The organism is Acinetobacter sp. S-1 (genome assembly GCF_059579785.1).
On record NZ_JCAOGE010000002.1, the window covers coordinates 20626 to 41951 of the forward strand.

Here is a 21326-nt window from a genome sequence, read left to right on the forward strand (position 1 = left end):
CCTTTTGTAATTATCCTCTGAAGGATAAATGAAAATTAAGTACTTACACAAAATTTAGAACAGTCCCTTTTTTGGCTTTGACGAGCGTTGTGTAATAACCGTCCGCTACTGCTAATTCATTATCTTTAATTGCAGCTTTCACATATTGGGCCGTCTCGCCTTCAAGAAGTTTTCCTTTCTTTTCCTCTTCCCAAGTTGGGCAGTCAGCCACGACCATAAATCGCATCTTTTTACCCAAACGAATATCTGGATGAACCTGTCCAGCAAGGTCGCAACCGTTACATTGCTTGCAATCGCGCATATGCTCGACCAACGAAGCTCGCAGGAATGGCTCTGAGGTATCTGTGTATCTATCTGCTTTTACAGAATCAATAATTAATCCTGGTAATAGCCTCATTTGATCCTTTCGTCGTGAGAGGTCTTTCGCTGAAGGCTCACTAGGTTCAATGCTTGCAAACGCCCCAATTGCTCTGAGATTTTCAACGATTGTTTTATTCACTTTCGAGTTTGGTTGAGATGCTGCTTTCTCGAACTCGTCAAAGCTATCAAAACGTTTTTTTGGTGGAACTGAACCATCAGGACCATAGATCGGTGTGGTTTCACCTGTCTTTCTCGACTTCTTGTAGCGAACGACTTTCCAAGCCCGATTCTTCTCTCTCAATTTCACAATCGCTTTGGCAATCGTTTCTGAAATACCTTTGACTGCATTGAAAGGCGCCAAGATTTCAGTATTGGATTTAATCTTATAACGATCGGCTGAATAATTAATATCAGGAGGAAGAATCTCAATGCCGCATTCACGCGCATCTTTCACAAGTCCAGTGAGCTTATCTTCTGTATCAACCACGCTGAGACTTGCGGCAAAGTATTCAGCAGGGTAATGAACGCGAATATATGCGCACCAAACCGAAATGATTGAATACTCGACCGAGTGAGACTTGTTAAAGCCATATCCGGCAAACGCTTCGATCTTGTCAAAGATTTCACCTGCGAAATCTGGCTCTACACCTGATTTGGCTACTGCGCCGTCTACGAACTTTTGACGCATTTCGGCCATTTTGTCTTTGTCTTTCTTACCCATTGCTTTACGCAAACTGTCTGCTTCTGCATTGGTAAAGCCAGCAAAGTCGACCGACACTTTCATTACCTGTTCTTGATAGATAATGACCCCTAAAGTGTCTTTCAAAGCATCGATCATGTTTGGATGATCATACTCAACGTTTTTCAATCCTTGTCTAACGGCCACATAGTCATCAAGCAGTCCTGAATCCATCGGACCAGGGCGATAAAGAGCGGTTGCTGCGGAAATATCCTCAAAGGTCATCGAACCACTTTTGGCGATTTCCCTTAAAAGGTTTTTCATCCCCTTACTTTCAAACTGGAAAACACCTGTCGTTTCGCCCTTGGCAAATGCATCAAGTGTTTTTGGGTCGTCTAGGGGAATAGACAGCAAATCAATCTCTTTGCCATGACGGTCCTTGATATATTCGCAAGCAATGTTTAATACATCTAAGGTGGCAAGACCGAGCAAGTCCATCTTGATCAATCCCCAATCCTCAACTACACGCTTGTCCCAATTGACGACTGGTGACTTTCCTCTAGTCTCGAGCACGGCTCGATTAACGATAGGTTCGCCTGCAACAACAATACCTGCCGCATGTTGGCCAAACGATTTCATTGTGCCTGCAAGCTTAGTTGCATGCTTCCAGATAACAGGATGTTCATTGCGGAACTTGTCTAGCTCAGGCACAGCGTCCGCAGAAGTATTCAGGTCAAGTGACGTTCCATGTTCTTTAAGCACAAGCTTGGTCGCACTTAATTGCATGTTGTTCAAACCGCTGATACGACCTGTATCACGTAGGGCTGAGGCTGAAGCTAGTGTTGAATAGTTCGAGATACCAGCGACATAATCTTCACCATATTTTTCAACAAGGTAATCAATCACCTTGTAGCGACCGCTTGAAGCGAAGTCCAGATCGGCATCAGGCAAGTCAAGACGTTCAGGATTGATGAAACGTTCGAAGATCAATCCAAAACGTATAGGATCAACGTCCGTGATCCCAAGCAGATAAGCGACTAATGAACCTCCAACAGAACCTCGCCCAGGGCCTACAATCACGCCGTTGTTTTTAGACCACATCACCAAGTCTTCAACGAGCAGGAAGTAGGACTCAAAGCCCATCTTTTTTAATATTGAAAGCTCATAGCCTAAGCGAGATTTATATACTGTATCTAATTCAGCTTTCGTTGGCTTATATCCAAGAATCTCTTTAGAAAAGCGTTTCTTCCAGCCTTCCAAGCATTTCGCGCATAGTGTTTTAAATTCGTCAGTGCTTAGCTTAGGTAGGGAAACTGGCTGCTTCTCAAAAATATATTGGCATTTGTCCACCAGCTCAGAAATATTCTTTAGACCTTCTTTCCAAGCTTCCGCTGAATTGACGCGCTCATATTTAGCCATACGCTGAATAGCAGCTTTTGTATGGTCTAAAATGAATTTTGGCTCTTTAAAACCAAAATCTTTTACGTATTGAATAGGACGATAGTGCAAATCAAGTTGGGTATTGGTTGCGATAGCGCTCAATACATCCAAAGTGTCCGCATCTTCATTCTCAAGATAGTTAAAAGGATAAGTGACGACGGTTTTAATTTTTTCGCGTTCATACGCCAAATAGCCTAAGTAGTTTAAGCGGTCGAACAATGGCGTATTGATCGGACTAAATTCAATATATAAATCATCACCAAATCTCGCTTTTAATACATTTAAAATTCTTTCGTGATCAGGGTGACTAAACAGACCGTACATATCACCAGTTGTTACGACCACATCTTCCAATTTGCATAGAGCATCCAGATCAGTACGGCTGTGGTAGTAATATTGCTCTTTAGAGTTTGCGTCTGTAAGAAGTTTGAATAAGCCTTTAATGCCTTTTTCGCTTTTTATGTAGACTTTTGGGCAGAACATCAAGTTGCGTTTTTCAGCAATACCAGATGAGGCAGGGGGCTTACGATATTTAGAATCGTCATATACACGCAAACGACAACCAAACACCGGTTTGATATTGGCTTTGGTGGCTTTGTTCGAAAAATCTACCAATGCATGTAAGGACATGTCATCAACGATTGCGACCGATGAATAGCCTAAGCCTTTTGCAGCTTCGACAATTTTGTCTACCGTTAATAATGATTTTCCTATCGAAAAGTCAGATTGCACTGACATTGCGTGGTTTAACATAGAGAATCCTATACAACTAATCTCTTACAGCTATTAAATTAAAAATCATTTGGAAATTAACAATTTGGAAGACTCTTCTTTCGCAATCCCAAAACAGGTCAAAAGAACAAAAGCTAACGACACATGGCTTTGTGCAGTGTTTTCTTTCCAGTTGAGTTCTTCCATAAACGCTTTTTTTAGTTCACTGCGCGTATATCCACCCAAAAGAAGCTTTTCGACGGCAAGACTGAGCCAAACTGGAGTTTTTCCTTTCATGGCATTTTCGTTTTTGGCCAATCCATCCTTAATCTCGGTCACTAAACCGCTCTTAACTAAGGTCAATGCAAACGATTGAGCTTTTACAGGCAGCTTCACGATTAATTCCTGCTGTTCCGGTGTAGGCTCAAAAAAGACTTTCTCTACCTTGGTTGCTCGTTCAACGAGAGTCGGTTTCTTTGGTTGGATCCCACCCGAAGAAAGACTTTTGGCTGCATTCATTTCTTCACGTAAGGCTCTGCGTTTAGCTTCTTGCGCCATCCGAGCTTTTTCATGCTGTTTGAGTAAATCGTTTACATTAACAACCTGCTTGATCGCGTTAAGCGTTTCATATGATTTCTGCTCACAAGCCTCAAATGCCGGGCATCGTTGGCAATATTCGCTATCACGCGAAAAACATGAGATTGAACCAAAACAACCAAAAGCCTTTGCTTCAATAAAATCTATTCTTTCGTTTTCGTTTGATTTCATTTAAAACGCTCTCTTTTGCGCTATATACGCTTTTAAAGTGTTGAAATGATTTAGACAGCAACTCGCGTAACGGCTTCTTCAACTTCTTTCACAGCGTCACGAATGAATCGTTTTTCTTTGTTTGTTTCGGCTGTTTTCATGATGCAATTAGCCACAAAACTTAGATTCAATTTGCGACGTCTTGGTCCCCGCGATTCATTTTTCTCAGGCGTATTGAGGGAAAGCTGATATTTGGCTTCTTGTGCCAACAACTCTCTTTCAATGAAATCAGGCGGATTTAAGGTGAATTTGAGTAAAATTTTTGCGAACGGTGAAAGCTGCTGCATTTCTTCTGTAAGAGTCTGCATCAACTCATATGGGCCTAAAATATTTTGGCTCTGGTGATCAACAAAAACGTCATAATCACAGTCATCTTCACCATCACCCATACGATGCAAAATGTCGGACTCGTATTCCGTTCTGTTATCGCCCAAATGGTATTTTTTCAGTAATCTCGATACCATGTTGAGGCAAGCAGTAGTTAAATAAGTCGTTAATTTGCCTTTGCTTTCATCCCAAGTCTGAATCGATACCACGAAAACTTCACAGAAAATGGCATACAGCTCTTCAACGTCAATGCAATAGCCGACTGAGGTAAGTCGGCTAATATTCCGGTGTGCCAAATGACGAAGAAGCTTGTCATGATCTCTGAAAAGCTGATCTTGATTTCTTACCATAGCCCACCCCCAAAAAGTGTCCGAATTAACCGAACACTCGTTGAGCCAAGTCTTCCGCAACTTGCTGATCGACTTGAGTGAGCTTGTTAGTAAACGCCAATTTGAGACCGTGCTTGTAATCGTTACGACGCAAGCCAATCATTGCTGCGTTGATTAATGAACGTGGTGAGATGGTGTCGCTGATCTTAGAGTTTGCATATTGCTCGCGTACCAAGTTTGCATAATCCACTAACTTGTCAGCATCCTCTGCGCATAAACCTACACGTTTCTGGATAATCAAGGACTCATCTTCTTTCTTCATGTAGCTCTTATAGATCACTGAGCCAAAACGGTCGTAGTTCGCTGAGTTCTGTAAGTTAGTACCCTGATAAAGACCAGTTTCATCACCTGAACCGTTCGTGTTACCTGTTGCAGCAAAACGGAAGTTTGGATGTGGTTTGATGACACGGTTAGCTGCATCTGCTTCTTTGATATATAAAGGTTTACCTTCTAGTACAGCTTGATATACAGATAAAACGTTTGGTTGCGCGAAATCATATTCGTCAGCCAAATACATCCAGCCATGCTTCATCGCTAAAGCTAATGGCCCAAGCTCAAAGATGGTTTCACCATTTTTAACCGTCCACATACCTACAATGTGAGATTCTTCTGTATTTGAAGTGTGCTGAATACGAACAAGAGGACGGCCAGTTCGAGCTGCGATCTGGTCAAACATTTCTGATTTACCAGCACCTTTGTGTCCCCACACGTAAGGGTTGATGTTTAGCTCCAATGCAATCATGACATCCTTCAGCTCGTTCACGTTCCATACATACGTATCATTAATTTCTGGAATCATTTCCGGGAAGGCAGAGTTCTCAATGCATGAGATTGGAATCGGTTTACCTGAACCACTAAGCGCGCTTTTACCTTTCAGATCAAAGATTTCATGAAATGGTTTAGACACCACAATATCGTTTGGTTTTGCCTCGTTATTAGTAAGCGCTAACTTTACATTGTGGTTATTAGTAGACACTGTTGTTTCTTCCTTAGATGTTGAAGTATCTGTTGCTTTTTCTTGTTGCGCCTTTGCCAACTCTGCTTCTTTAGCTCTTTTCAGTTCAGCCTGTTCTTGCATCTTTTTCTGCGCTAAAGGCGACAATAAAGGGCTATCTGGATACTGTTTCTTGTACTCTTCATACGTAGTTTCAGGATGTTTTTCTTTTAAATGCTTAGCAATTACGTGAGTTTTTCCACCACAGATTTCACAGATAATAGGATCGTTAGACATTTATAAGCTCCAAAAACGGATTCGATCATTTATGAAAAAGTATCACTAACTGATATTGAAAGTTTATAAGATTGCATCATAAAAATAAAGTAAGTGCTTACTAATATTTTATAATACCCAAATGATGCAATCTCCACCCAAATTCTACGCTAACAACATACTGCGTAAACGCGAGATTACTAGGCTAGGTAATTGCTCAACGTCATGAATCACCACATGTTTGTCATAGAATCTACGAACAGAATCATCTTCAATTCCAATACCAATGACGTCTACCTTGCTCTTCTCGATTTTCTTCACCACTTCTTTTAAGTGATATTCCAGATCTCGACTGTTACCTCCACCCGCAGGTGAGCCATCAGAAAGCACCATCATGATTTTACCTGCTTCCTTACGCCCCATTAGACGACGTGCAGCAATTTCTACACATTCACCATCAATGTTACTCGCCATTAAACCTGAGTGAGGAAGCCATCCAAATCGACGTTTTGTTTCAGTATTAATGCGCTCGTTGTAGCCTTTAATGACAGGCATATAAAGGTTTTCATAGCGTGAATAACTAACGCCATATTTTTTTTCTGCTTCACGAATTTGCTTTAAACGCTTGTGGTAAGTGGCTGAGTCTGTATGAGTAGTAAAGCAGATCACTTCATGAGGAATCTTGAGACGATCCAGAACATTTGATAGTGCGTAACTCGCAGCAGCGGCAGTATGGATTTTAGAACCGCACATTGAACCTGACATATCGACGACCAAGCTCACAGCAACGTCTTTGGTTTTTGATTCAACGCGCTTACGAAAAATTCGACAATCACCAGTTGAAGCCAGTCGTGCTAAAGATGAACTGTTTAATTTTCCTTGTTTTAATCCATTTTCCCATACAGATTTACTTCGTGCCTGAATTGCCCGCTCCATATCTTTCTGCATAGGACCAACCATTGAAGCTACCTTGTCTTCAAGACGTTTAAACATCTTGTCATCGTAATGAAGTTTAGGAACTTCAAGCGGTTCAATGACATCACCTTCATTGGTAAATACTGCGTATTTAGATTTTTTAACGTCCGCTGCTGTGCGTTGTGCAATCTTCTTGCTTAGTTGCTCACTGTAGTTGTTTTTGGTGTCTTTTAACGAGTCCAGAATTGCAGCCACAAATTCACTACGAGGAGGGGCACTCTTCTTATCGTCACTTTCTAGTGAATGCTTAACTGCATTAGGCCGTTGTTTAGCTTTTCCACCACTACCGCCTTCGCCTTCTTCATCTTCGCCCTCATCGGCACCAACAGCTCCACCTAGAGAACCACCTTCATCATCATCTTCTTCATTCTCATCTTTGCTATTGCCTACACCAGCGCTTTTACCTGGCGATTTTGGCACTGGTAAGCTGTCGCTATCTTCATCATGCTCGCTGTCAGGGAGTTCTGGCAATTCAGGCTCATCTTTCAGTACCTTATAGATACGCTGAGCCAAATCCATTGTGTCTTTTGTGGACTTTAATTTTTCAATCTCTGGCTTAAAAGGAGTAAGCATGTCCCACACAGGTTTAATATGCTTCATTTTGTCTTTTAAGTAATGTTCAAAGACTTCCTGACCACTTAACGCACGTAACATTGGCAACATTAAATGTTGCGTAATTTCTTCATCAGAAGCTTTTTCCTTTACAAGTTTTTGGTATTTATCGTCAATCAATTCATCAATGAAAAATTGGCTCGCATTTTTCATATTGATATTTGAACCGCGATATTTTTCAGCCATGCAACGTTCTACACGCGCTTCTTCTAACAATGAAGTTAAAGTCTTTACCTCTTCAGATCCTTTTAGCTTGAGAGAAAAATCGGTAAAAAGATACTTCGCTACCTCTTGATCAAGAAAACCTTGAACCGCATCAATCAGCGAATCTGGTGAATTGTCCGGAAGATATGGAAGGTTAATTCGCACAGGTTTGCCTGTCTTTGGATCCTTATGCACACCTGCCTCAATGCCTTCTTGTGTTACTGCAATATCAGAGTTAGTCAGTGCTTGGGTAACGACAACAATTGCTTGTCTTAAAATATGTATGCGCTCATTCATTGAAAAATCTCAATCTGAAAAAGTCATTATTGGATGTCTATATACAGACCTGACAGTATATTAACAAGTGCTTACTAATATTAAAAAGCATTATAAAAATATTTATTGAAAAATAAAGAGTGAAATTGGGGAGATTTTGAGTTTTAATAGAGGGTTTATTTTGACCGTGGCCAGCATCAAACCTTGGACACTAACCACAGAGAAGGGTCAAGTGAGGGATTTTTAATTATTTAGGTAGACTCATAAGACTATATAGCTAAGTTTAATAAACAAATTTTCGCCAAGTGCATTGTTAATCACAAGGAAATCACCGCATTCCTCATTTTTTCCTTTAATTACATTAATTTGATTTCCCTTAAAGATCAGTTCAGAACCCTGCTCTGCCAAGAAATCTGCTACGGTTTCAGGCGTAATAACTTCAACACTTTTCGACATTTTTTACTCCTATACTCTAACTATCATACTTTTTTGACAAATAATTGGCTTGAATGAGGCTTATACTTCCTCTTGGTATCAGTCGATACGTTGTCATTATAGTATGATTGTCTGCATCAGCTAACAAATTGCCTGTACTTAAAATGAGCATCTACTCACCTATAGTCTGACCATTAGTTTAACCCAAAAATAAGAAAATATTAATCAATGCTTACTTACTAAATTTTTCCGTTAATTGTGACCGATGTCATGTTATCCAATCCTATACAAATCTGTACTTTTCTTGAACTTGGGTAAATCAGCACTTACTGATATACTTTACCTAAACCGCAAATATTTTAAGTCTATAATGTTGTATCGAGGATACATTCCGACATTATGACTTTATATCTATTAAGAATATTCTAAGGAAAACGTTACTATGAAATCAGCAGCTACTAACACCAAACGCAAACTAACTGTCGCCCAATATCTCGACGCTCAACTAAATGCATCGGATCTGAATCAGTCGCAATTGGCAGAGATTATGGGTATCAATCAAAACATGGTTAGCTTCATTGTTCGTGGTAAAAGCAAATTGCCTCTTGAACGTGTGCGCGCTATGGCTGAAGCTTTAAAAATCGATGCTAAAGACCTCTTCATGCGCTGCCTAGAGGAATACATGCCTCATCTGCTTGAAGAAATGGAAGCCATGATTGAGCAACCTCTTATTACTGATGCAGAATCGAATTTAATTAAACAAATTCGCGAAGCAAATGATGGCCATAATTTTGAGTTTTTCACTAACCCTAGACAGAAAGAAGCTTTTGATGCTTTCCTAGAAACACTTAAAGTCAACTAATCTGTTTTTATTCTTACTGCCCGATCAAGTTCGGGCTTTTTGCTATTCATACCCTTTAAATTACTGTTTTTAAATTTTTCTTTCATAGCTCCTCCTAAACTTGAAAACGTTACAAAATCAAGATTGGTATAGATTACCAATTTAAATCAAACTTTGAAATACCACTCTTAATAGAAAAGTACGTATACGACAGGATATGACGCCCTGCCTTTTTGCACCCCCAAAAAATATAATAAAATGTATCTTTTATTACATTTTTTATTTTTCGACATGTGGTAGACTGTTTTTATATCCTTTCCGTTTTTGGAAAAATGTAATAAAAAATTATTTGGTCGATTTATGGCAAGAACAACAACTGGAAAAGCCCCATATGTGTCAGAAGATGATCTTGAGATTACTTTAGCCACTCAAACGGGCGTAAATGCATTACGGAACAAATGTGTTTTGTATTTCTCACACTTCCTTGGGCTTCGCGCTAAAGAATTATCAATGTTAAAGGTCGGCGATGTTTACGACGTGAAGAAGGGCAAGCTGAAGGATATTATTCGATTGCTCGGTAATATTACTAAAGGCAACCGCTACCGTGAGGTATTCCTAGTCAATCCAATCGCTAGATCACTGGTAGAAGAATACATAACAAAAGAAAGACCAAAGGATCCCGACGCACCTTTATTTTTATCGCAGAAGGGCGGTCCATTCTCACCAAATAGCATGGTGACCATGATTAATAACTGTTATAAGAAGGCTGGTATTCAAGCAACCAGCCATTCCGGTCGACGTTCCTTTGCCACAAGGCTAATAAGAAAGGGCGGTGATATTTATTCAATTCAACAATTGATGGGGCATAGCTCAATCCTGACCACGCAAAAATATTTTGCATCGGATCCGGAATTGCTCCGCCAAGTTGCTGAAAAGTTAAATTAAAATTTCAAAAATCTAGTTTTGTGCAGCAGGCTTTGGATTTCAAAGTCTGCATATAGATAGGTTGCAGTCTCACCATTATCTAGGTAATCATCCATTCGCTGCTCAAAATCTTTTTGGTTATAGAATTTTAATTCATTAATATCAAAGTGGTTTTTATCAAATTCAACGGCAACGGCTTCGTTTTCATTCATGAGCTCCAGAACCTTATTGGCACCTTGAATGCCGCCAAGCATATCAATTTCACTCTTTGCTAATTTAAATTCCTGATCATCCAACTCATCAGCAATCTTGTTTGCTTCTTCTAAAGTTTTCGCACTCGTAGCATCAAAGAACACAACTTCACCATTTGCATTCTGAATCCAAGTACCTATTTCAAAAGTTCCATCTTCTAATTGTCTGATTTGATTCTGCATTTTAAGCCTATGAATTTATATGTAAGCAATTAGAACTAATAAACATTTTGTTTTGGTTAAATACAATCTAATTTTTAAATTAATAATCTATATAGATTTCTATATAGATTTCTACATATCAATGAATACAAGTTTATACATTGTTATCTAGCGCATTTACTATTACACTACGATTTTCGCCAACGTTTATGTTGAGGATTTAATGAAATTATTGATCGCCAATTCAAAAGGTGGCGTCGGCAAAACAACTACGGCTACCAATTTGGCTGCATGGATTGCCAATAATGAAAAACAAGATGTAGCTCTTGTCGACCTTGACGCCAATAAAAATTCGGTTAAATGGGGGATTTATCGTCAAGCCCAAACTTTCTTAGAAAAGACCGGCTCAATCAAAACTTATCATTTGTTTGGTCAACCTGAAATTGACAAAGTCATTCCAAAAATTGAAAGTGAAACACCCAACGTAATTCTCGATTGCGGTGGTTATGACTCTTCTGGCTTCCGTGAAGCGCTGCTTTGTTCCGATGCCATTCTTATTCCAACTCGCCCTAACCAAGCTGACGTAGAATCAACTGGGGAAATTTTGGAATTAATTGAAGAAGCAAATAATATCCGTGTAAATGAAAGGGACCTCGATCCACTTCATGTCTATATCTATATCACTCAAGTCCCGACAAATGCACGTATCACAGCTTTAGACGATGCGCGTAATGCGTTTAAAGAAGTTGAAGATTTTGCAAAAGTTCTCGATTCCGTAAATTACGACCGTATTGCATATTCAAGAGCTTATGGCATGGGTCTGGGTGTTATTGAGTTAAATATTGGTGCCTCTAAGGCAGCAGAAGAAGTAAATGCATTGGCTGAGGAGTTGTTCAAATGAGTGGACGTGGTGGATTATCATTAGGCAAAGCTGCAAAAGTACAAGCTGAAAATTCAAATGCATCCGATTTTACCAAGAGTGCTCCAGTACAAACTGCCACAGCAACGCCAGAAGCTAATGAAAAACCTGTAGACTTTGATAAGCTTGATGAACTATCAGGATTAAGCAAACCTAAAGAGAAAAAGGACCGTGAAGCGCCTTGGCGTCAGGGCATTAATATTGCTCCTGAAGACTTGAAATTAATTCAACGTCCTTTTAACAACAATATTAGCCAAGAAATGTACCTTCGTTTGAACTGGCTTAAATCTATCAGCTCCATTGGCATGGGTTCTAACAAGACCACTTTTACAACCATGCTCAATGAAGCTTTAGAAGAATATACGGCTCGTCGAATCAAAAAACTCGGCGACAATTACGACGTCTGACCAAGAAATTCAAACCATTCGTCATAAATAATATTCTCGTATTTTAGGGCAAGCAGTTTGAAGTCAAAACCAAAGGCTTCAAACACAGCTTGCTCTAAATTTTTGAGCTTTTCATGCTCCTTTTCCTCATTTGATTCCCAAAATAAATAGTTTGTTTTGATACTCACAGGGCAATTTTTAATAATTTCTCTCGCTAGTTTTGAGTTTCTAGCTGCCACATTGGCTTGTCTAACTTCCAAGTTTGTCACTTCATCAAGGCTTAATCCTGATTCTAATGAGAACAACACAGCCTTTCTTTCAACTTCCTTCAGCTTCAATAAACCAGCAATTAGGTTGCTCACCGTAATGGAATGATCTTTTTTTAATTTAAATCGAGCAATTTTTACCGAGTTGATTTGGCGGTTATAAATAGCGTCGTTGATCTGACTAACCGCGTATTCAATTTCCTTATCAATTTGACTTTCTTCATTTTTAAACTTGAATTTAGCAATTACGGCGTTTAATTGATAATTTGTAATTCTTTCAATGTGAGTGGTCCATAATTTCGTAGTTGCCAAATCGCTATTTTTAAGTGCAGGCAAAACACCAGGAACAGATTTTAGTAGCATAAAAAAACTCCGAAATTATTGAAATTATCGGAGCATTCTATTTTAGGAAATTTTAATTGTTCATCAAAATGCTTAGGCTATTTTATCTAAATGTCCTGCACGGCGCACATGATCTAAAATCGGCTCTAAGGCATCTTCAATTGTTTCATCATTCTGAATCAACATATCGTACTGGTTGATTTCGTTTATCCAATGAGATTCGACCTGAATCATGACCTCTAAACGTTCCGCAAGTTTCTGATCTGCTCGAACAATTAAACGTTGTAGACGGCTTTTAATATCAGCGTCGACAAAAACCCCAAGATATTTAATTTCATTTGCTTTCAGATAACGCTTAATCTTCTTATATCCATTTGGGTCGACAATAATTATGGCATTTCGATCATCTGGCAAGGTTTTGAAATTATCAATCGTTACGCCATATTCATAATTACCATGTTTATTTGTCTCAAGGAACTGATCAGCCTTTTTTAGTGCATCAAACTCTGTTTGAGTAATAAAGTGGTAGTGCAAACCCTCAACCTCACCTTCCCGTTTCGGCCGTGATGTTGTGGTAACAATACGATTAAACCCATATTTCTCGGTCAGCGCGTCAGCAATGGTTGTTTTGCCGCTGCACGTTGTTCCAGATAACAATACAAACATCGTCATACCTCATAAGAAGAGGCGGTAGAACCGCCCCAATTAATCCCGATCAATACACTTCCAACCTTGGAAACTTCCGCTTGAATAAGGGATGCAATCTGTAAATGCATAGTAATCATATTGGAAACCAATCTTACGCGATTTCTTCTGTGTAGATGAAGAAGAAACAGGCATCGGTTTAGCAGGCGTTGTAACAGGCTTCACAGAACGAATCGTACTAGGTTTTGTCACAGTCTTAACTGGACTAGAACGAAAACTTGTAGTGGTCGGAGCGCGTGTGGACGAGCTGCTGTAAGACCGCGCAAAAGATGTCGAAGGACGAGCTGAGGATACAGACGCTGCTCTCGCTACCACCGCTGCATTCGCTTTAGCTCCGCCAATGCAAAAATACCCGATAACTGTAAGAATAATGGCAAAACCAATAGTTGCGATAATTTCCCATTGTTCAGTAGAAGGACGTAAGGCTTTTTGACGATGTAGTTTTTTAGCTTTTGATAACATCAATATATGCTCCATATTTATGCTGTCGCTGTATTGTCAATCACCATCGCTTCACTTTCTGCCAGCTTCTTGGCAGCTTCGATAGCGTTTTTGAATTGCTCTTCAATACGTTTTAAATCATCAGCTTCCGTTTTATCGATTCGATAGCAGTCCTCAACCATACGCGGCAAATACAACGAGTAATTCTGGTTACTGTTGGATGGACGCATAATGGCATTTGAACGCACAGTGATTATTCGACCAATCCAGTCACTAGGGTTTGCATCCACTTCGTCGCGCATTTTTTCATTCTTGATGGCGACATCCACAATGACTTGACCACATGCAGATTTACAATGCAAAGCTCCAGCTCGCCCTTGGTTCTTTGAACCCACCTTACCCGGATTAATGCTCACGACCTCCAGTTCACAATCCGCATCAAGTTTTAATTTAACTTGGTGTTTACTTGTACCGTCTCTCCAGTGACCTTCTGGATGCTTGATTACCAGCCCCTCTTTGCCCTGCATAAGTACATTAAAGAAGTGATCGTAAGTCTCGCTCAATGAGTGGACAATATGCGTATCGATAAGCCGCACATAATTAGGCTTAAACTTGGCCAGCATCGATTTAATCAGTGCAATACGGCGTTTATAGGCTGCTTCAAATTTTCCCTTTGACTTAACAGAGCTAAGCGGAATGAAGTCCCAAATCATATAGATCGGTTTTTCATTTTCAGCAAATGAGCCACCCTTTGTGACCGAATTCAAGATGCCATTTCCTACCTTGCGCGGCAGAACTACACCATCACGCTCGACAAGTAGTTCGCCATGATATTGGACATCTTTGATCAGCATATCCATTTCCGCAGTAAGGTCGGAAAAATGCTCCATAGGTAACGGCATGCCCTGACGTGAGGACAAGAAGAACTTATCTTCTAAATTGGTCCCGTTGGCAAACATGCCATCAGCTTTTTCTTGCAAATAAATGCCATCTTTCCACGGCCATGCCTTCAGCTTTACTTCACTAGGCAATGAACAGCGTTGGTATGGAAATACAGGAATCAAATCAGGCACGACTTTGTTGATCGTTGCATCACTAAAACCTGCACGTAAATCTTTTCTTAAAATTCGAATTAGAAGCTCGCCTGACTTCTCTGATAATTGAGCCAGTTGGCTACGCAGCGCTTCGCGCGCTGCATTGCCTGTTAGTTCACGGTTATTAAGCTTAGATAGGAACTCAAGGGTATCAACCTCATCAAACATTAATTCCCCTGTTCCTGCATCTTCTGCTTTTGGCAAAATTCCAAAGACAATAAACGGGTCATATGCCAAACGCAGAACTTCTCTGAACAACCCCTTTTCTGCTTCAAAATCCATGAGTAAAGCTAGTTTTTCATTTTTTGAGCTTTCAGATGCAATTTGGTTTAAAGCCTCTAGTAACTGATCGCTATTCATTGCTACACCTTATTACTGCTTTGCAAATGAAGGAATAAATGAATCTTTAAATGGGGAATCGCCTTCTTTGGATTTCAGCATTTCGCTTTTAGCGTTTTTAATCACTTCTCTAACATGGGCTTGATGAGCTTTAAATACTTCTTCGCCGAAATGCTCTTTTGCAGCTTGCAGAAAGACCGCTAGCCAATGATTGGTAAAATCACGAAGCATGTGACCTAGATCAAGCAAATATTCATCTTCTGATTTTTGAGCCAATAATTGTGCATATTCCTGAATTGATTCTGTGCCGGTATTCACGACTAATGCTGCTTGAACCTGTGCAACCACCCCCATAATGGCTCTCATGTAAACTTCAAGCTGTTGTGGACCATTAACGTGAGCTTTTACAAACTCTTCGGTTAAATCCTGAATCTTGCGCATGTGATCAGGAAGCAAGGTCATGAAGCGTAATTCCTCGGCATCTACATTCGAGTCTTTTAATGCCTTGATTAAAGCTTCTAATAAATCTTCTGCGTTGCTCATAATTTTTCCTGTGGGTTTGCTTTGAAACGGTTAGCAATTTCTAAAAGCGATAATCCGCTCTCGATACTTGGTACAGTTAAGCTCTCACTCTCATTATATAAGTTAGCGCTTACTTTATTTTCTTGTTGCGATTCTACATGAACATCTTTGGTATTCAAACTATTTTTCTTTAGTTTAGTATTGATTGCATCACTTAATGAATAATTACCCTTTGAATTAACTGGAATTTCTTTTTCTGGTTTTTCACCATTAATATTAGTAAGTTCTAACTTATAATCAAATTTAGAAGAAATAGAAATTCCTTGTTTAGCCAGCCGCTTCCCAACTTGTTTTCGCATTTCTGAACGATCAATGTAATAGAGAGGCTTACCTGCCTCAATTTCACGTTCACGCATTTCGGCAGCTTCACAGTGATGTCTATGGATAGCGACTACACAAACTGCATCCACCTCGCGTTCATTTCCCTCCTGAACATTATGGATGCGCTTTAGGCATGCGGCATAATTAGGACGGTTGCCAGTATGAGGGCAAAAATCGCAGTAATAGGCATTTGTTCCGCTTCTGGATAATTCCAAATCGAGTTCAGGAAGAGTTTTAGTTACCATGATCCTTGTACTCCTTTATAGGCAGCATACTCATCTGTATCAAGAATTAATTCGCTCAGTTCGCTTCTGATAGGTCCAAAATAATTTTGAAAAATTGACTTGATCTCAGCTTCTCGCCCTTTGTCAAAAATATTGGATGCTTCGCGACCGAAAATTGATTGAGCATATTCAATTGGATTAATCGAATCCGAATTGGTAGACAATTCATCAACTAGATTACGTACAGCAGCCTTACTTAAATTCTTTACCCTTTCTGCTACTGTTGAGTAAGAAAGTCCTCCGTATTTTTCAAGAATTTCGACCGTTCGGTGATAACCGCCCTTGTTATCATGGTAATCAACAGCCTTGATCGCCAAGCCTAATACTTCATCTTGAGTATGCTTGTGGACAGCAAAATATTCTGTCAGCTCCAAAACCTTTTCATTCGTTGTGGTCTTTGTCACCATAAACCGACAATGTGGAACCCCAATAATTACTCTGTTCATTACCATGACCCCAAAACTTCACCATAAAATTCTTGTCGTTGTGCCATGAGCTGAGCCGCTTTACGCTCTTCCTCTTCTTGTTTTCGTTGCCGTTCTTCCTCTGTTTCATATCTGAATGTAAATTTGTACATGTCATCAACTGGAATCCCGAACGTTTGGGACAAGGTTTCTAAATATTGTTCAAAACCCTTTTCGGTAATCGCTGATGCGAAAGGCGCTCTAATGGCATTAATCGGAGAGTCGAGAGTCAAGTAAGTAATAAAATCATGGAAATTATCAAATTCATGCAGGATTTCGCTTTCACGTAAATCGCTATATTCACCTGCTTTACCTTTCGCTTTTAGTGTTTTATTAAATTCGGTATCAAGTGTTTCACCCTTACCTTCTGAATGGTGTTTGACTTGAGCCGTTTGATTTACCGCTGAGCCATAAATTTTGAATAATTGCGTGTTGCGTTTAGCTCCGTCCTGTACAGATAACAAGAACATCGAATAATATTTTGTCCCACTCGTATGCAATGAGTAGGCACTTCTGACCACAATTTTTAAACTCATAGTAAAAGCACCTTGAAAACTTCAACAATATTTTAAAAACAATGATTTGGAATCAAATACGATTCAGACTTTACCCATATACTTAATGCGTAAACTTACTGCGCTAATTGGCGTAATTGGTATCGCTTTTCGATACGCTGTGCGAACGATTTCAGGGTCGACTTCATTGGGGTCACATCCAGCAGGCAACGTGGCCAACCTTGCCTTTATGCCAAAGCTATTTATCTTTAAACATGCATCGATCGCAGACAGAATTGCGGCAGGCTCTCCATCCCACATAATTGTCACGCACTCCAATCCCTCATCTTTGAGCTTTAGTAATTCAGCCATTTGCGATTCATCACCACCTACCGAAAGATGCTTACCAAATGACGCGACAACTCCAACATTGCAAAGGAACTCGTCTTCCTTGAAGGCTTGATATATCGCCATAGCGTCAAAAGCGCCCTCTCCCATGACGATTTCAACGTAACCTAGGGCATTATGGCCGTTATATAGGTAAGTGCCCGTAGACGCGAAACCAGGAGGAAATAGATACTTCTTTTCAGCCTTTCCTGTAATATCCCGACCCTGAAAAGACACAAGCTTGCCTTCAAGGTCCCTGACAGGAATGATGATTCTCATGCTGTAGTTTTGGTATTGCTTTTCACCCGTTGGACCTATGTATGCAAACCAACCCTTTTGACAGAATTTCAGTCCAAATTCACGACACGTATCGAGCGTTATATTTCGATCTTTCAGGTACTTTAGGTTCTGACCCATGATCGGCAAGTCATAGGCTTTTGGAAGCTTTAGATCGCCAATTTTGGTTTGTGTGGGTTCACTTTTGCGCTTTGGCTGCCAGCCCTGCTCCTGAGCAATTGCTTTAACATGCTCGACAATCTCTTTATTGCTTAGGCTATTACCACCTATACCAGCCTTAATAAACTTCCATTTCGAGAATTTGGTTTCGCAATCACCATGAAAGCAGTTACCCAAACCCGTATCCTGATTCAGATAGACTTTCCAGCTTGAGTTACCACATACCGGACATTCCTTAACATTCAACTGGATTCCGTTTTTTCCGCGAGTTACTTTGTATTCAAACCCTTCGCGGTTAAGCCAATACTCCATATCAATGCGGTCTAATATCTCCGCTAAACTTTCTTGATCTCTCATATTGCAAAATCGCATTAGATAAAATTAGCGCTTATTTATACTAGCACAAAGTTATAAATAAGCGCTTACTATAATAATGGGTTAAATTTATTCGACGCTAATCACTTCTTCCAAGAACCTCATCATGGACACATTCTGCTTAATCACCACAGTAACCCCCATCTCTTGGTTACGAGAAGCTGCAAAGTACAATCGAGCCTGACCTTTCGCTCTCTCTTCCTCTGTAATGTTGATGGAGATTGCAACGTCAGCGGTCCTGATTTTGTTAAAGTCCTCAGCTACGTGCTCTGCCTTGGCTACCGTTGACTTAAAGCCCTCACGGTTGGTCTGAGTAGCTGTCAGTAACGCCACATTCTCTTCAAAAGCAATCGCGCGTAAATCAACATAGATAGCTCTTGAGTTCTCTTTTGGGTCATTTGTACGAATATCTGGACGCATCAAATCTGCATAGTCCACAATGATCATATCGAACTTGATTGGCGGTCTTATCGTTCCATCAGGGTTCCGCCCAGGATTCTTATACCTATCAATTAACGCTCTTAGCTGTGACGGAGAAAATGTACCGGAACCAAATTCATGAATAATAAATTTGCCCGCCGTCTTGGCTACCGTCTCGACCGCAGTTGCAACACTTGCAGCCTTCGACGCCAATTCTTTCATGATCACTTTTGAAATAGAGGCATCTAAACGGTCTGCAATAATGTCTTTACCAACTTCTAGCGTTACATATAGAACGTTGTATTTAGCAAAGCTTGCGATACGGCCAAAGTGAATAAGCGCTTGCGTCTTACCTGCTTTTGCACCGCCCATTAATAGAGACAGCTCCTTGCGTCCCCAACCTCTGTGATAGAGCAGATCATCAAGTTCTTTACAGCCAGTAGTAATGCCTGTCGGAGGTACTTTGCCTGTCAGCTTCTCGATACGTGCCAGCTTACGATTCAACGCCTGAGCGAAGAAGTCATAACCAACACCCTCTTCATTCAATCCGACCGCAATAGCTTCCTTGATACGCGCTTCAATCTTGGCGTAATTACCTGCCTCAAGATCAGGAACAGAATTAACAATCGCATTGGATACCGCCTGTTTTCGCGCGAACTCAACAACCTTTTCTTCAACGAAAGCCTTGTCAGTGACATAGATGCCAATTAATTTCTTCCTTGCTTCCACAATTGCCGCTAATGTTTCTCGCTTATAAACTTTAGAAGCAGCTTTATCCTTGATAATTTGGACAACAGAAGCGGGATCAGGAGAACATCCATATTTATTGAAGTGTTGGAGCGCAATATCGACCAGACATGCTTCACCCTGATTTTCGAAAAATTCTGGCTTCAGAATATGGGCGGCTCTTCTAAGAAACTCATCATCACGTAAAGTTAAAGCCGCAATTTTTGATTGAAACTCATCGTCGTAATCAAACTTTTCTTCGGTGAAGCCTTCGAGTTCTTTATCAACGACCTCTTCTTCATGAATTTCGGCCACAGCAGTAGACATATAAGATAATCCTTATAGAAAATAGATGGCTTACGTTTAAGATTTAGATTTCGACTTTCTCTCTAGCTCATCAACTAGGTCTTCAATCCCCTTAGTTGGTGAGAACTCGGAAATTTGGTGTTTAAAAAGAACACGCGCACGATAACGACCGTTTTTATCACCATTCAAATAACAACGAAGCGAGATCGTTTCTGCATCCGCAGCACGGATGTATCCACGTACAACTTCGCCGTCTGTTTTAATGACTACAATTTCCTGTTCTTGCTCTTGCAGCTTACGAACAAACTTCATGTAGCCCATTTCTTCAATTTCGCATTCGTTCGCTGGCAGCCTACGCCCATACGTTTTACGCGGCTGAAATTGAAGTTTTTGCTTTTCTTCCGTATTTAAGTAAATAGACTCCTTTGAAATTGGAGCGCTATTGCCGAACTTGTTTTGTATCGCAAGTTCTTTCTGCCATTCGCTCATTAAAACCTCGAAACATTAGTAATTACTATAAAAACGATATTATCAAATTATAGTAAGCGCTTATTAATATTTTAAGAGAAAAAAGCATTAAATACTGGATTTAATAGCTTGGTTGATGATTGAAATATCAAAAGACTCTAAAGCTTTTTCAATTCGAAGCGCATCATAGCGATAAATGCATGTCCCTAATGCGTAATGCTGCACTTGACGCATCCGCACCTGCTTAACAATAAAATCTTCATAATCAACTTGCATTGGACTGTTATGAAAAAGTGTAGCGGTAAAATATGGACTTTTAGCGATCTGGAGCGAAGCTTCACAATAAGACTCCCACTCATGGAAGACTTCAATTAACAGTTCTTCTTTTTTTAGTTGAGCAGGTCTAGGTGGCAAAGGTCTACCATTCGCAATCACCTTAAAGCATTTATCAAATGCGGTTTTTAAATAGAAGTCATAACGCATTCCCAAAGCATCAACCGCCTGTCTGAGTCGCCAAAATGACAAGGCCTCACGACTGAGTAAGAAATCTCGCTCCTTAATGGGTTTAACGAATTCGGCCGCCTTATGATCAATAGCTTTTCTATAAAAGTTTCGATATTCATTTTTGAAAAGCCGAAAGAAGTAATAAGTGGCTTGCATGGGATGCATCAGCCTATAGTCAAACCACTTGGTTGTCATTAACTGCGTTTCTAGCTTCCGCTCTTTCTTGGGAATGTACTGAATGGTGAGAATTTCGTAATGTTCTAAATCAAGGTCATTGCCATAAAAGTGACCCGCCCAATCTAAATACTTGGGTATTTGTTTTTCAACTTGGGACATCCGATCGTTTCCGAATAATTAATATAAAAACTTAAATATTATAGAAAGTATTATTTAATTATTCGTTAGCACTTCAAAAACCCAAGTTTTCGGAAAAGACCCAAGTAC

Annotated in this window: 23 protein-coding genes; 4 read left to right on the plus strand and 19 right to left on the minus strand. The window is 40.0% G+C overall.

The genetic code is table 11. The annotated features are described in order from the left end of the window. Positions 1-43 precede the first annotated feature (43 nt). The 6 genes from dnaE to AC52J8_RS18480 all read right to left on the minus strand — a co-directional run bounded on the left by dnaE (position 44) and on the right by AC52J8_RS18480 (position 8446). Positions 44-3232 (minus strand): DNA polymerase III subunit alpha, encoded by a 3189-nt coding sequence (dnaE, locus tag AC52J8_RS18455; protein ID WP_000931854.1) that lies wholly within the window; start codon positions 3230-3232, stop codon positions 44-46. Positions 3233-3277: 45 nt separating this feature from the next. Further along, positions 3278-3958 carry a hypothetical protein gene (locus AC52J8_RS18460; protein ID WP_000840050.1) on the minus strand — a complete coding sequence of 227 codons (681 nt, stop codon included), beginning with the start codon at positions 3956-3958 and terminating at the stop codon, positions 3278-3280. Between the two features lie 50 nt (positions 3959-4008). Continuing rightward, complete coding sequence (locus AC52J8_RS18465) at positions 4009-4674, minus strand: RNA polymerase sigma factor (RefSeq protein ID WP_000252085.1); 666 nt, start codon at positions 4672-4674, stop codon at positions 4009-4011. A gap of 25 nt (positions 4675-4699) precedes the next feature. Further along, positions 4700-5944, minus strand: coding sequence for an AAA family ATPase (locus AC52J8_RS18470; RefSeq protein ID WP_000063933.1), 1245 nt, complete (start codon positions 5942-5944; stop codon positions 4700-4702). A gap of 144 nt (positions 5945-6088) precedes the next feature. Further along, on the minus strand, positions 6089-8011 hold the full coding sequence (locus tag AC52J8_RS18475) for a cobaltochelatase CobT-related protein (protein ID WP_001005719.1): 1923 nt from the start codon (positions 8009-8011) through the stop codon (positions 6089-6091). A 240-nt stretch (positions 8012-8251) separates the two neighbouring features. Beyond that, a complete protein-coding gene (locus tag AC52J8_RS18480; RefSeq protein WP_000047262.1) occupies positions 8252-8446 on the minus strand; it encodes a hypothetical protein in 195 nt (64 codons plus the stop codon). 421 nt (positions 8447-8867) lie between these two features. Here AC52J8_RS18480 and AC52J8_RS18485 point away from each other — a divergent pair, with 421 nt between their 5' ends. Together AC52J8_RS18485 and AC52J8_RS18490 are read left to right on the plus strand one after the other, a co-directional pair. Continuing rightward, positions 8868-9287, plus strand: coding sequence for a helix-turn-helix domain-containing protein (locus tag AC52J8_RS18485; RefSeq protein ID WP_000833467.1), 420 nt, complete (start codon positions 8868-8870; stop codon positions 9285-9287). 339 nt (positions 9288-9626) lie between these two features. Beyond that, positions 9627-10211 (plus strand): tyrosine-type recombinase/integrase, encoded by a 585-nt coding sequence (locus tag AC52J8_RS18490; protein WP_000124734.1) that lies wholly within the window; start codon positions 9627-9629, stop codon positions 10209-10211. Here the strand turns inward: AC52J8_RS18490 and AC52J8_RS18495 are convergent. Beyond that, on the minus strand, positions 10208-10624 hold the full coding sequence (locus AC52J8_RS18495) for a hypothetical protein (protein ID WP_001180909.1): 417 nt from the start codon (positions 10622-10624) through the stop codon (positions 10208-10210). The two genes, AC52J8_RS18490 and AC52J8_RS18495, sit on opposite strands and share 4 nt — an antisense overlap. A gap of 202 nt (positions 10625-10826) precedes the next feature. Between AC52J8_RS18495 and AC52J8_RS18500 the strand changes: the two genes are divergently transcribed. Together AC52J8_RS18500 and AC52J8_RS18505 are read left to right on the plus strand one after the other, a co-directional pair. Next, positions 10827-11504 (plus strand): AAA family ATPase, encoded by a 678-nt coding sequence (locus AC52J8_RS18500; protein ID WP_000770709.1) that lies wholly within the window; start codon positions 10827-10829, stop codon positions 11502-11504. Further along, positions 11501-11929 (plus strand): hypothetical protein, encoded by a 429-nt coding sequence (locus AC52J8_RS18505; protein ID WP_000016663.1) that lies wholly within the window; start codon positions 11501-11503, stop codon positions 11927-11929. Before AC52J8_RS18500 ends, AC52J8_RS18505 begins: the two co-directional genes overlap by 4 nt. Here AC52J8_RS18505 and AC52J8_RS18510 read toward each other — a convergent pair. The 12 genes from AC52J8_RS18510 to AC52J8_RS18565 form a co-directional block, all read right to left on the minus strand. Beyond that, entirely contained in the window at positions 11917-12537 is a 621-nt protein-coding gene (locus AC52J8_RS18510; RefSeq protein WP_002125265.1) for a hypothetical protein, read from the minus strand. The two genes, AC52J8_RS18505 and AC52J8_RS18510, sit on opposite strands and share 13 nt — an antisense overlap. A 72-nt stretch (positions 12538-12609) precedes the next feature. Continuing rightward, positions 12610-13182 (minus strand): guanylate kinase, encoded by a 573-nt coding sequence (locus AC52J8_RS18515; protein ID WP_130119934.1) that lies wholly within the window; start codon positions 13180-13182, stop codon positions 12610-12612. A gap of 39 nt (positions 13183-13221) precedes the next feature. Beyond that, complete coding sequence (locus AC52J8_RS18520; RefSeq protein ID WP_000949172.1) at positions 13222-13683, minus strand: hypothetical protein; 462 nt, start codon at positions 13681-13683, stop codon at positions 13222-13224. 17 nt (positions 13684-13700) lie between these two features. Beyond that, positions 13701-15116, minus strand: a complete 1416-nt coding sequence (locus AC52J8_RS18525) for an ATP-dependent DNA ligase (protein WP_097355485.1) — start codon at positions 15114-15116, stop codon at positions 13701-13703. 12 nt (positions 15117-15128) lie between these two features. Next, positions 15129-15638, minus strand: a complete 510-nt coding sequence (locus tag AC52J8_RS18530) for a hypothetical protein (RefSeq protein ID WP_004832935.1) — start codon at positions 15636-15638, stop codon at positions 15129-15131. Then, complete coding sequence (locus tag AC52J8_RS18535) at positions 15635-16243, minus strand: hypothetical protein (RefSeq protein ID WP_130119935.1); 609 nt, start codon at positions 16241-16243, stop codon at positions 15635-15637. Before AC52J8_RS18535 ends, AC52J8_RS18530 begins: the two co-directional genes overlap by 4 nt. Then, the gene (locus AC52J8_RS18540; protein WP_004832937.1) at positions 16237-16728 is read right to left on the minus strand and encodes a hypothetical protein; all 492 of its coding nucleotides are present in this window, start codon (positions 16726-16728) and stop codon (positions 16237-16239) included. The genes AC52J8_RS18535 and AC52J8_RS18540 overlap by 7 nt, the downstream gene beginning before the upstream one ends. Then, positions 16728-17282, minus strand: coding sequence for a hypothetical protein (locus tag AC52J8_RS18545; protein ID WP_004832940.1), 555 nt, complete (start codon positions 17280-17282; stop codon positions 16728-16730). The genes AC52J8_RS18540 and AC52J8_RS18545 overlap by 1 nt, the downstream gene beginning before the upstream one ends. A 63-nt stretch (positions 17283-17345) precedes the next feature. Then, positions 17346-18440 (minus strand): hypothetical protein, encoded by a 1095-nt coding sequence (locus AC52J8_RS18550; RefSeq protein WP_004832942.1) that lies wholly within the window; start codon positions 18438-18440, stop codon positions 17346-17348. An 87-nt stretch (positions 18441-18527) separates the two neighbouring features. Next, a complete protein-coding gene (locus AC52J8_RS18555) occupies positions 18528-19931 on the minus strand; it encodes a DnaB-like helicase C-terminal domain-containing protein (RefSeq protein ID WP_000102026.1) in 1404 nt (467 codons plus the stop codon). A 36-nt stretch (positions 19932-19967) separates the two neighbouring features. Further along, complete coding sequence (locus AC52J8_RS18560) at positions 19968-20399, minus strand: hypothetical protein (protein WP_000005905.1); 432 nt, start codon at positions 20397-20399, stop codon at positions 19968-19970. Positions 20400-20486: 87 nt separating this feature from the next. Beyond that, complete coding sequence (locus tag AC52J8_RS18565; RefSeq protein WP_000084438.1) at positions 20487-21218, minus strand: hypothetical protein; 732 nt, start codon at positions 21216-21218, stop codon at positions 20487-20489. Between the last annotated feature and the right edge of the window lie 108 nt (positions 21219-21326).

Excerpts from the sequence above, each read along its gene's own strand:
- dnaE (WP_000931854.1), bottom strand. The coding sequence starts at position 3,232 with ATGTTAAACCACGCAATGTCAGTGCAATCTGACTTTTCGATAGGAAAA.
- AC52J8_RS18460 (WP_000840050.1), bottom strand. The coding sequence starts at position 3,958 with ATGAAATCAAACGAAAACGAAAGAATAGATTTTATTGAAGCAAAGGCT.
- AC52J8_RS18465 (WP_000252085.1), bottom strand. The coding sequence starts at position 4,674 with ATGGTAAGAAATCAAGATCAGCTTTTCAGAGATCATGACAAGCTTCTT.
- AC52J8_RS18470 (WP_000063933.1), bottom strand. The coding sequence starts at position 5,944 with ATGTCTAACGATCCTATTATCTGTGAAATCTGTGGTGGAAAAACTCAC.
- AC52J8_RS18475 (WP_001005719.1), bottom strand. The coding sequence starts at position 8,011 with ATGAATGAGCGCATACATATTTTAAGACAAGCAATTGTTGTCGTTACC.
- AC52J8_RS18480 (WP_000047262.1), bottom strand. The coding sequence starts at position 8,446 with ATGTCGAAAAGTGTTGAAGTTATTACGCCTGAAACCGTAGCAGATTTC.
- AC52J8_RS18485 (WP_000833467.1), top strand. The coding sequence starts at position 8,868 with ATGAAATCAGCAGCTACTAACACCAAACGCAAACTAACTGTCGCCCAA.
- AC52J8_RS18490 (WP_000124734.1), top strand. The coding sequence starts at position 9,627 with ATGGCAAGAACAACAACTGGAAAAGCCCCATATGTGTCAGAAGATGAT.
- AC52J8_RS18495 (WP_001180909.1), bottom strand. The coding sequence starts at position 10,624 with ATGCAGAATCAAATCAGACAATTAGAAGATGGAACTTTTGAAATAGGT.
- AC52J8_RS18500 (WP_000770709.1), top strand. The coding sequence starts at position 10,827 with ATGAAATTATTGATCGCCAATTCAAAAGGTGGCGTCGGCAAAACAACT.
- AC52J8_RS18505 (WP_000016663.1), top strand. The coding sequence starts at position 11,501 with ATGAGTGGACGTGGTGGATTATCATTAGGCAAAGCTGCAAAAGTACAA.
- AC52J8_RS18510 (WP_002125265.1), bottom strand. The coding sequence starts at position 12,537 with ATGCTACTAAAATCTGTTCCTGGTGTTTTGCCTGCACTTAAAAATAGC.
- AC52J8_RS18515 (WP_130119934.1), bottom strand. The coding sequence starts at position 13,182 with ATGTTTGTATTGTTATCTGGAACAACGTGCAGCGGCAAAACAACCATT.
- AC52J8_RS18520 (WP_000949172.1), bottom strand. The coding sequence starts at position 13,683 with ATGTTATCAAAAGCTAAAAAACTACATCGTCAAAAAGCCTTACGTCCT.
- AC52J8_RS18525 (WP_097355485.1), bottom strand. The coding sequence starts at position 15,116 with ATGAATAGCGATCAGTTACTAGAGGCTTTAAACCAAATTGCATCTGAA.
- AC52J8_RS18530 (WP_004832935.1), bottom strand. The coding sequence starts at position 15,638 with ATGAGCAACGCAGAAGATTTATTAGAAGCTTTAATCAAGGCATTAAAA.
- AC52J8_RS18535 (WP_130119935.1), bottom strand. The coding sequence starts at position 16,243 with ATGGTAACTAAAACTCTTCCTGAACTCGATTTGGAATTATCCAGAAGC.
- AC52J8_RS18540 (WP_004832937.1), bottom strand. The coding sequence starts at position 16,728 with ATGAACAGAGTAATTATTGGGGTTCCACATTGTCGGTTTATGGTGACA.
- AC52J8_RS18545 (WP_004832940.1), bottom strand. The coding sequence starts at position 17,282 with ATGAGTTTAAAAATTGTGGTCAGAAGTGCCTACTCATTGCATACGAGT.
- AC52J8_RS18550 (WP_004832942.1), bottom strand. The coding sequence starts at position 18,440 with ATGAGAGATCAAGAAAGTTTAGCGGAGATATTAGACCGCATTGATATG.
- AC52J8_RS18555 (WP_000102026.1), bottom strand. The coding sequence starts at position 19,931 with ATGTCTACTGCTGTGGCCGAAATTCATGAAGAAGAGGTCGTTGATAAA.
- AC52J8_RS18560 (WP_000005905.1), bottom strand. The coding sequence starts at position 20,399 with ATGAGCGAATGGCAGAAAGAACTTGCGATACAAAACAAGTTCGGCAAT.
- AC52J8_RS18565 (WP_000084438.1), bottom strand. The coding sequence starts at position 21,218 with ATGTCCCAAGTTGAAAAACAAATACCCAAGTATTTAGATTGGGCGGGT.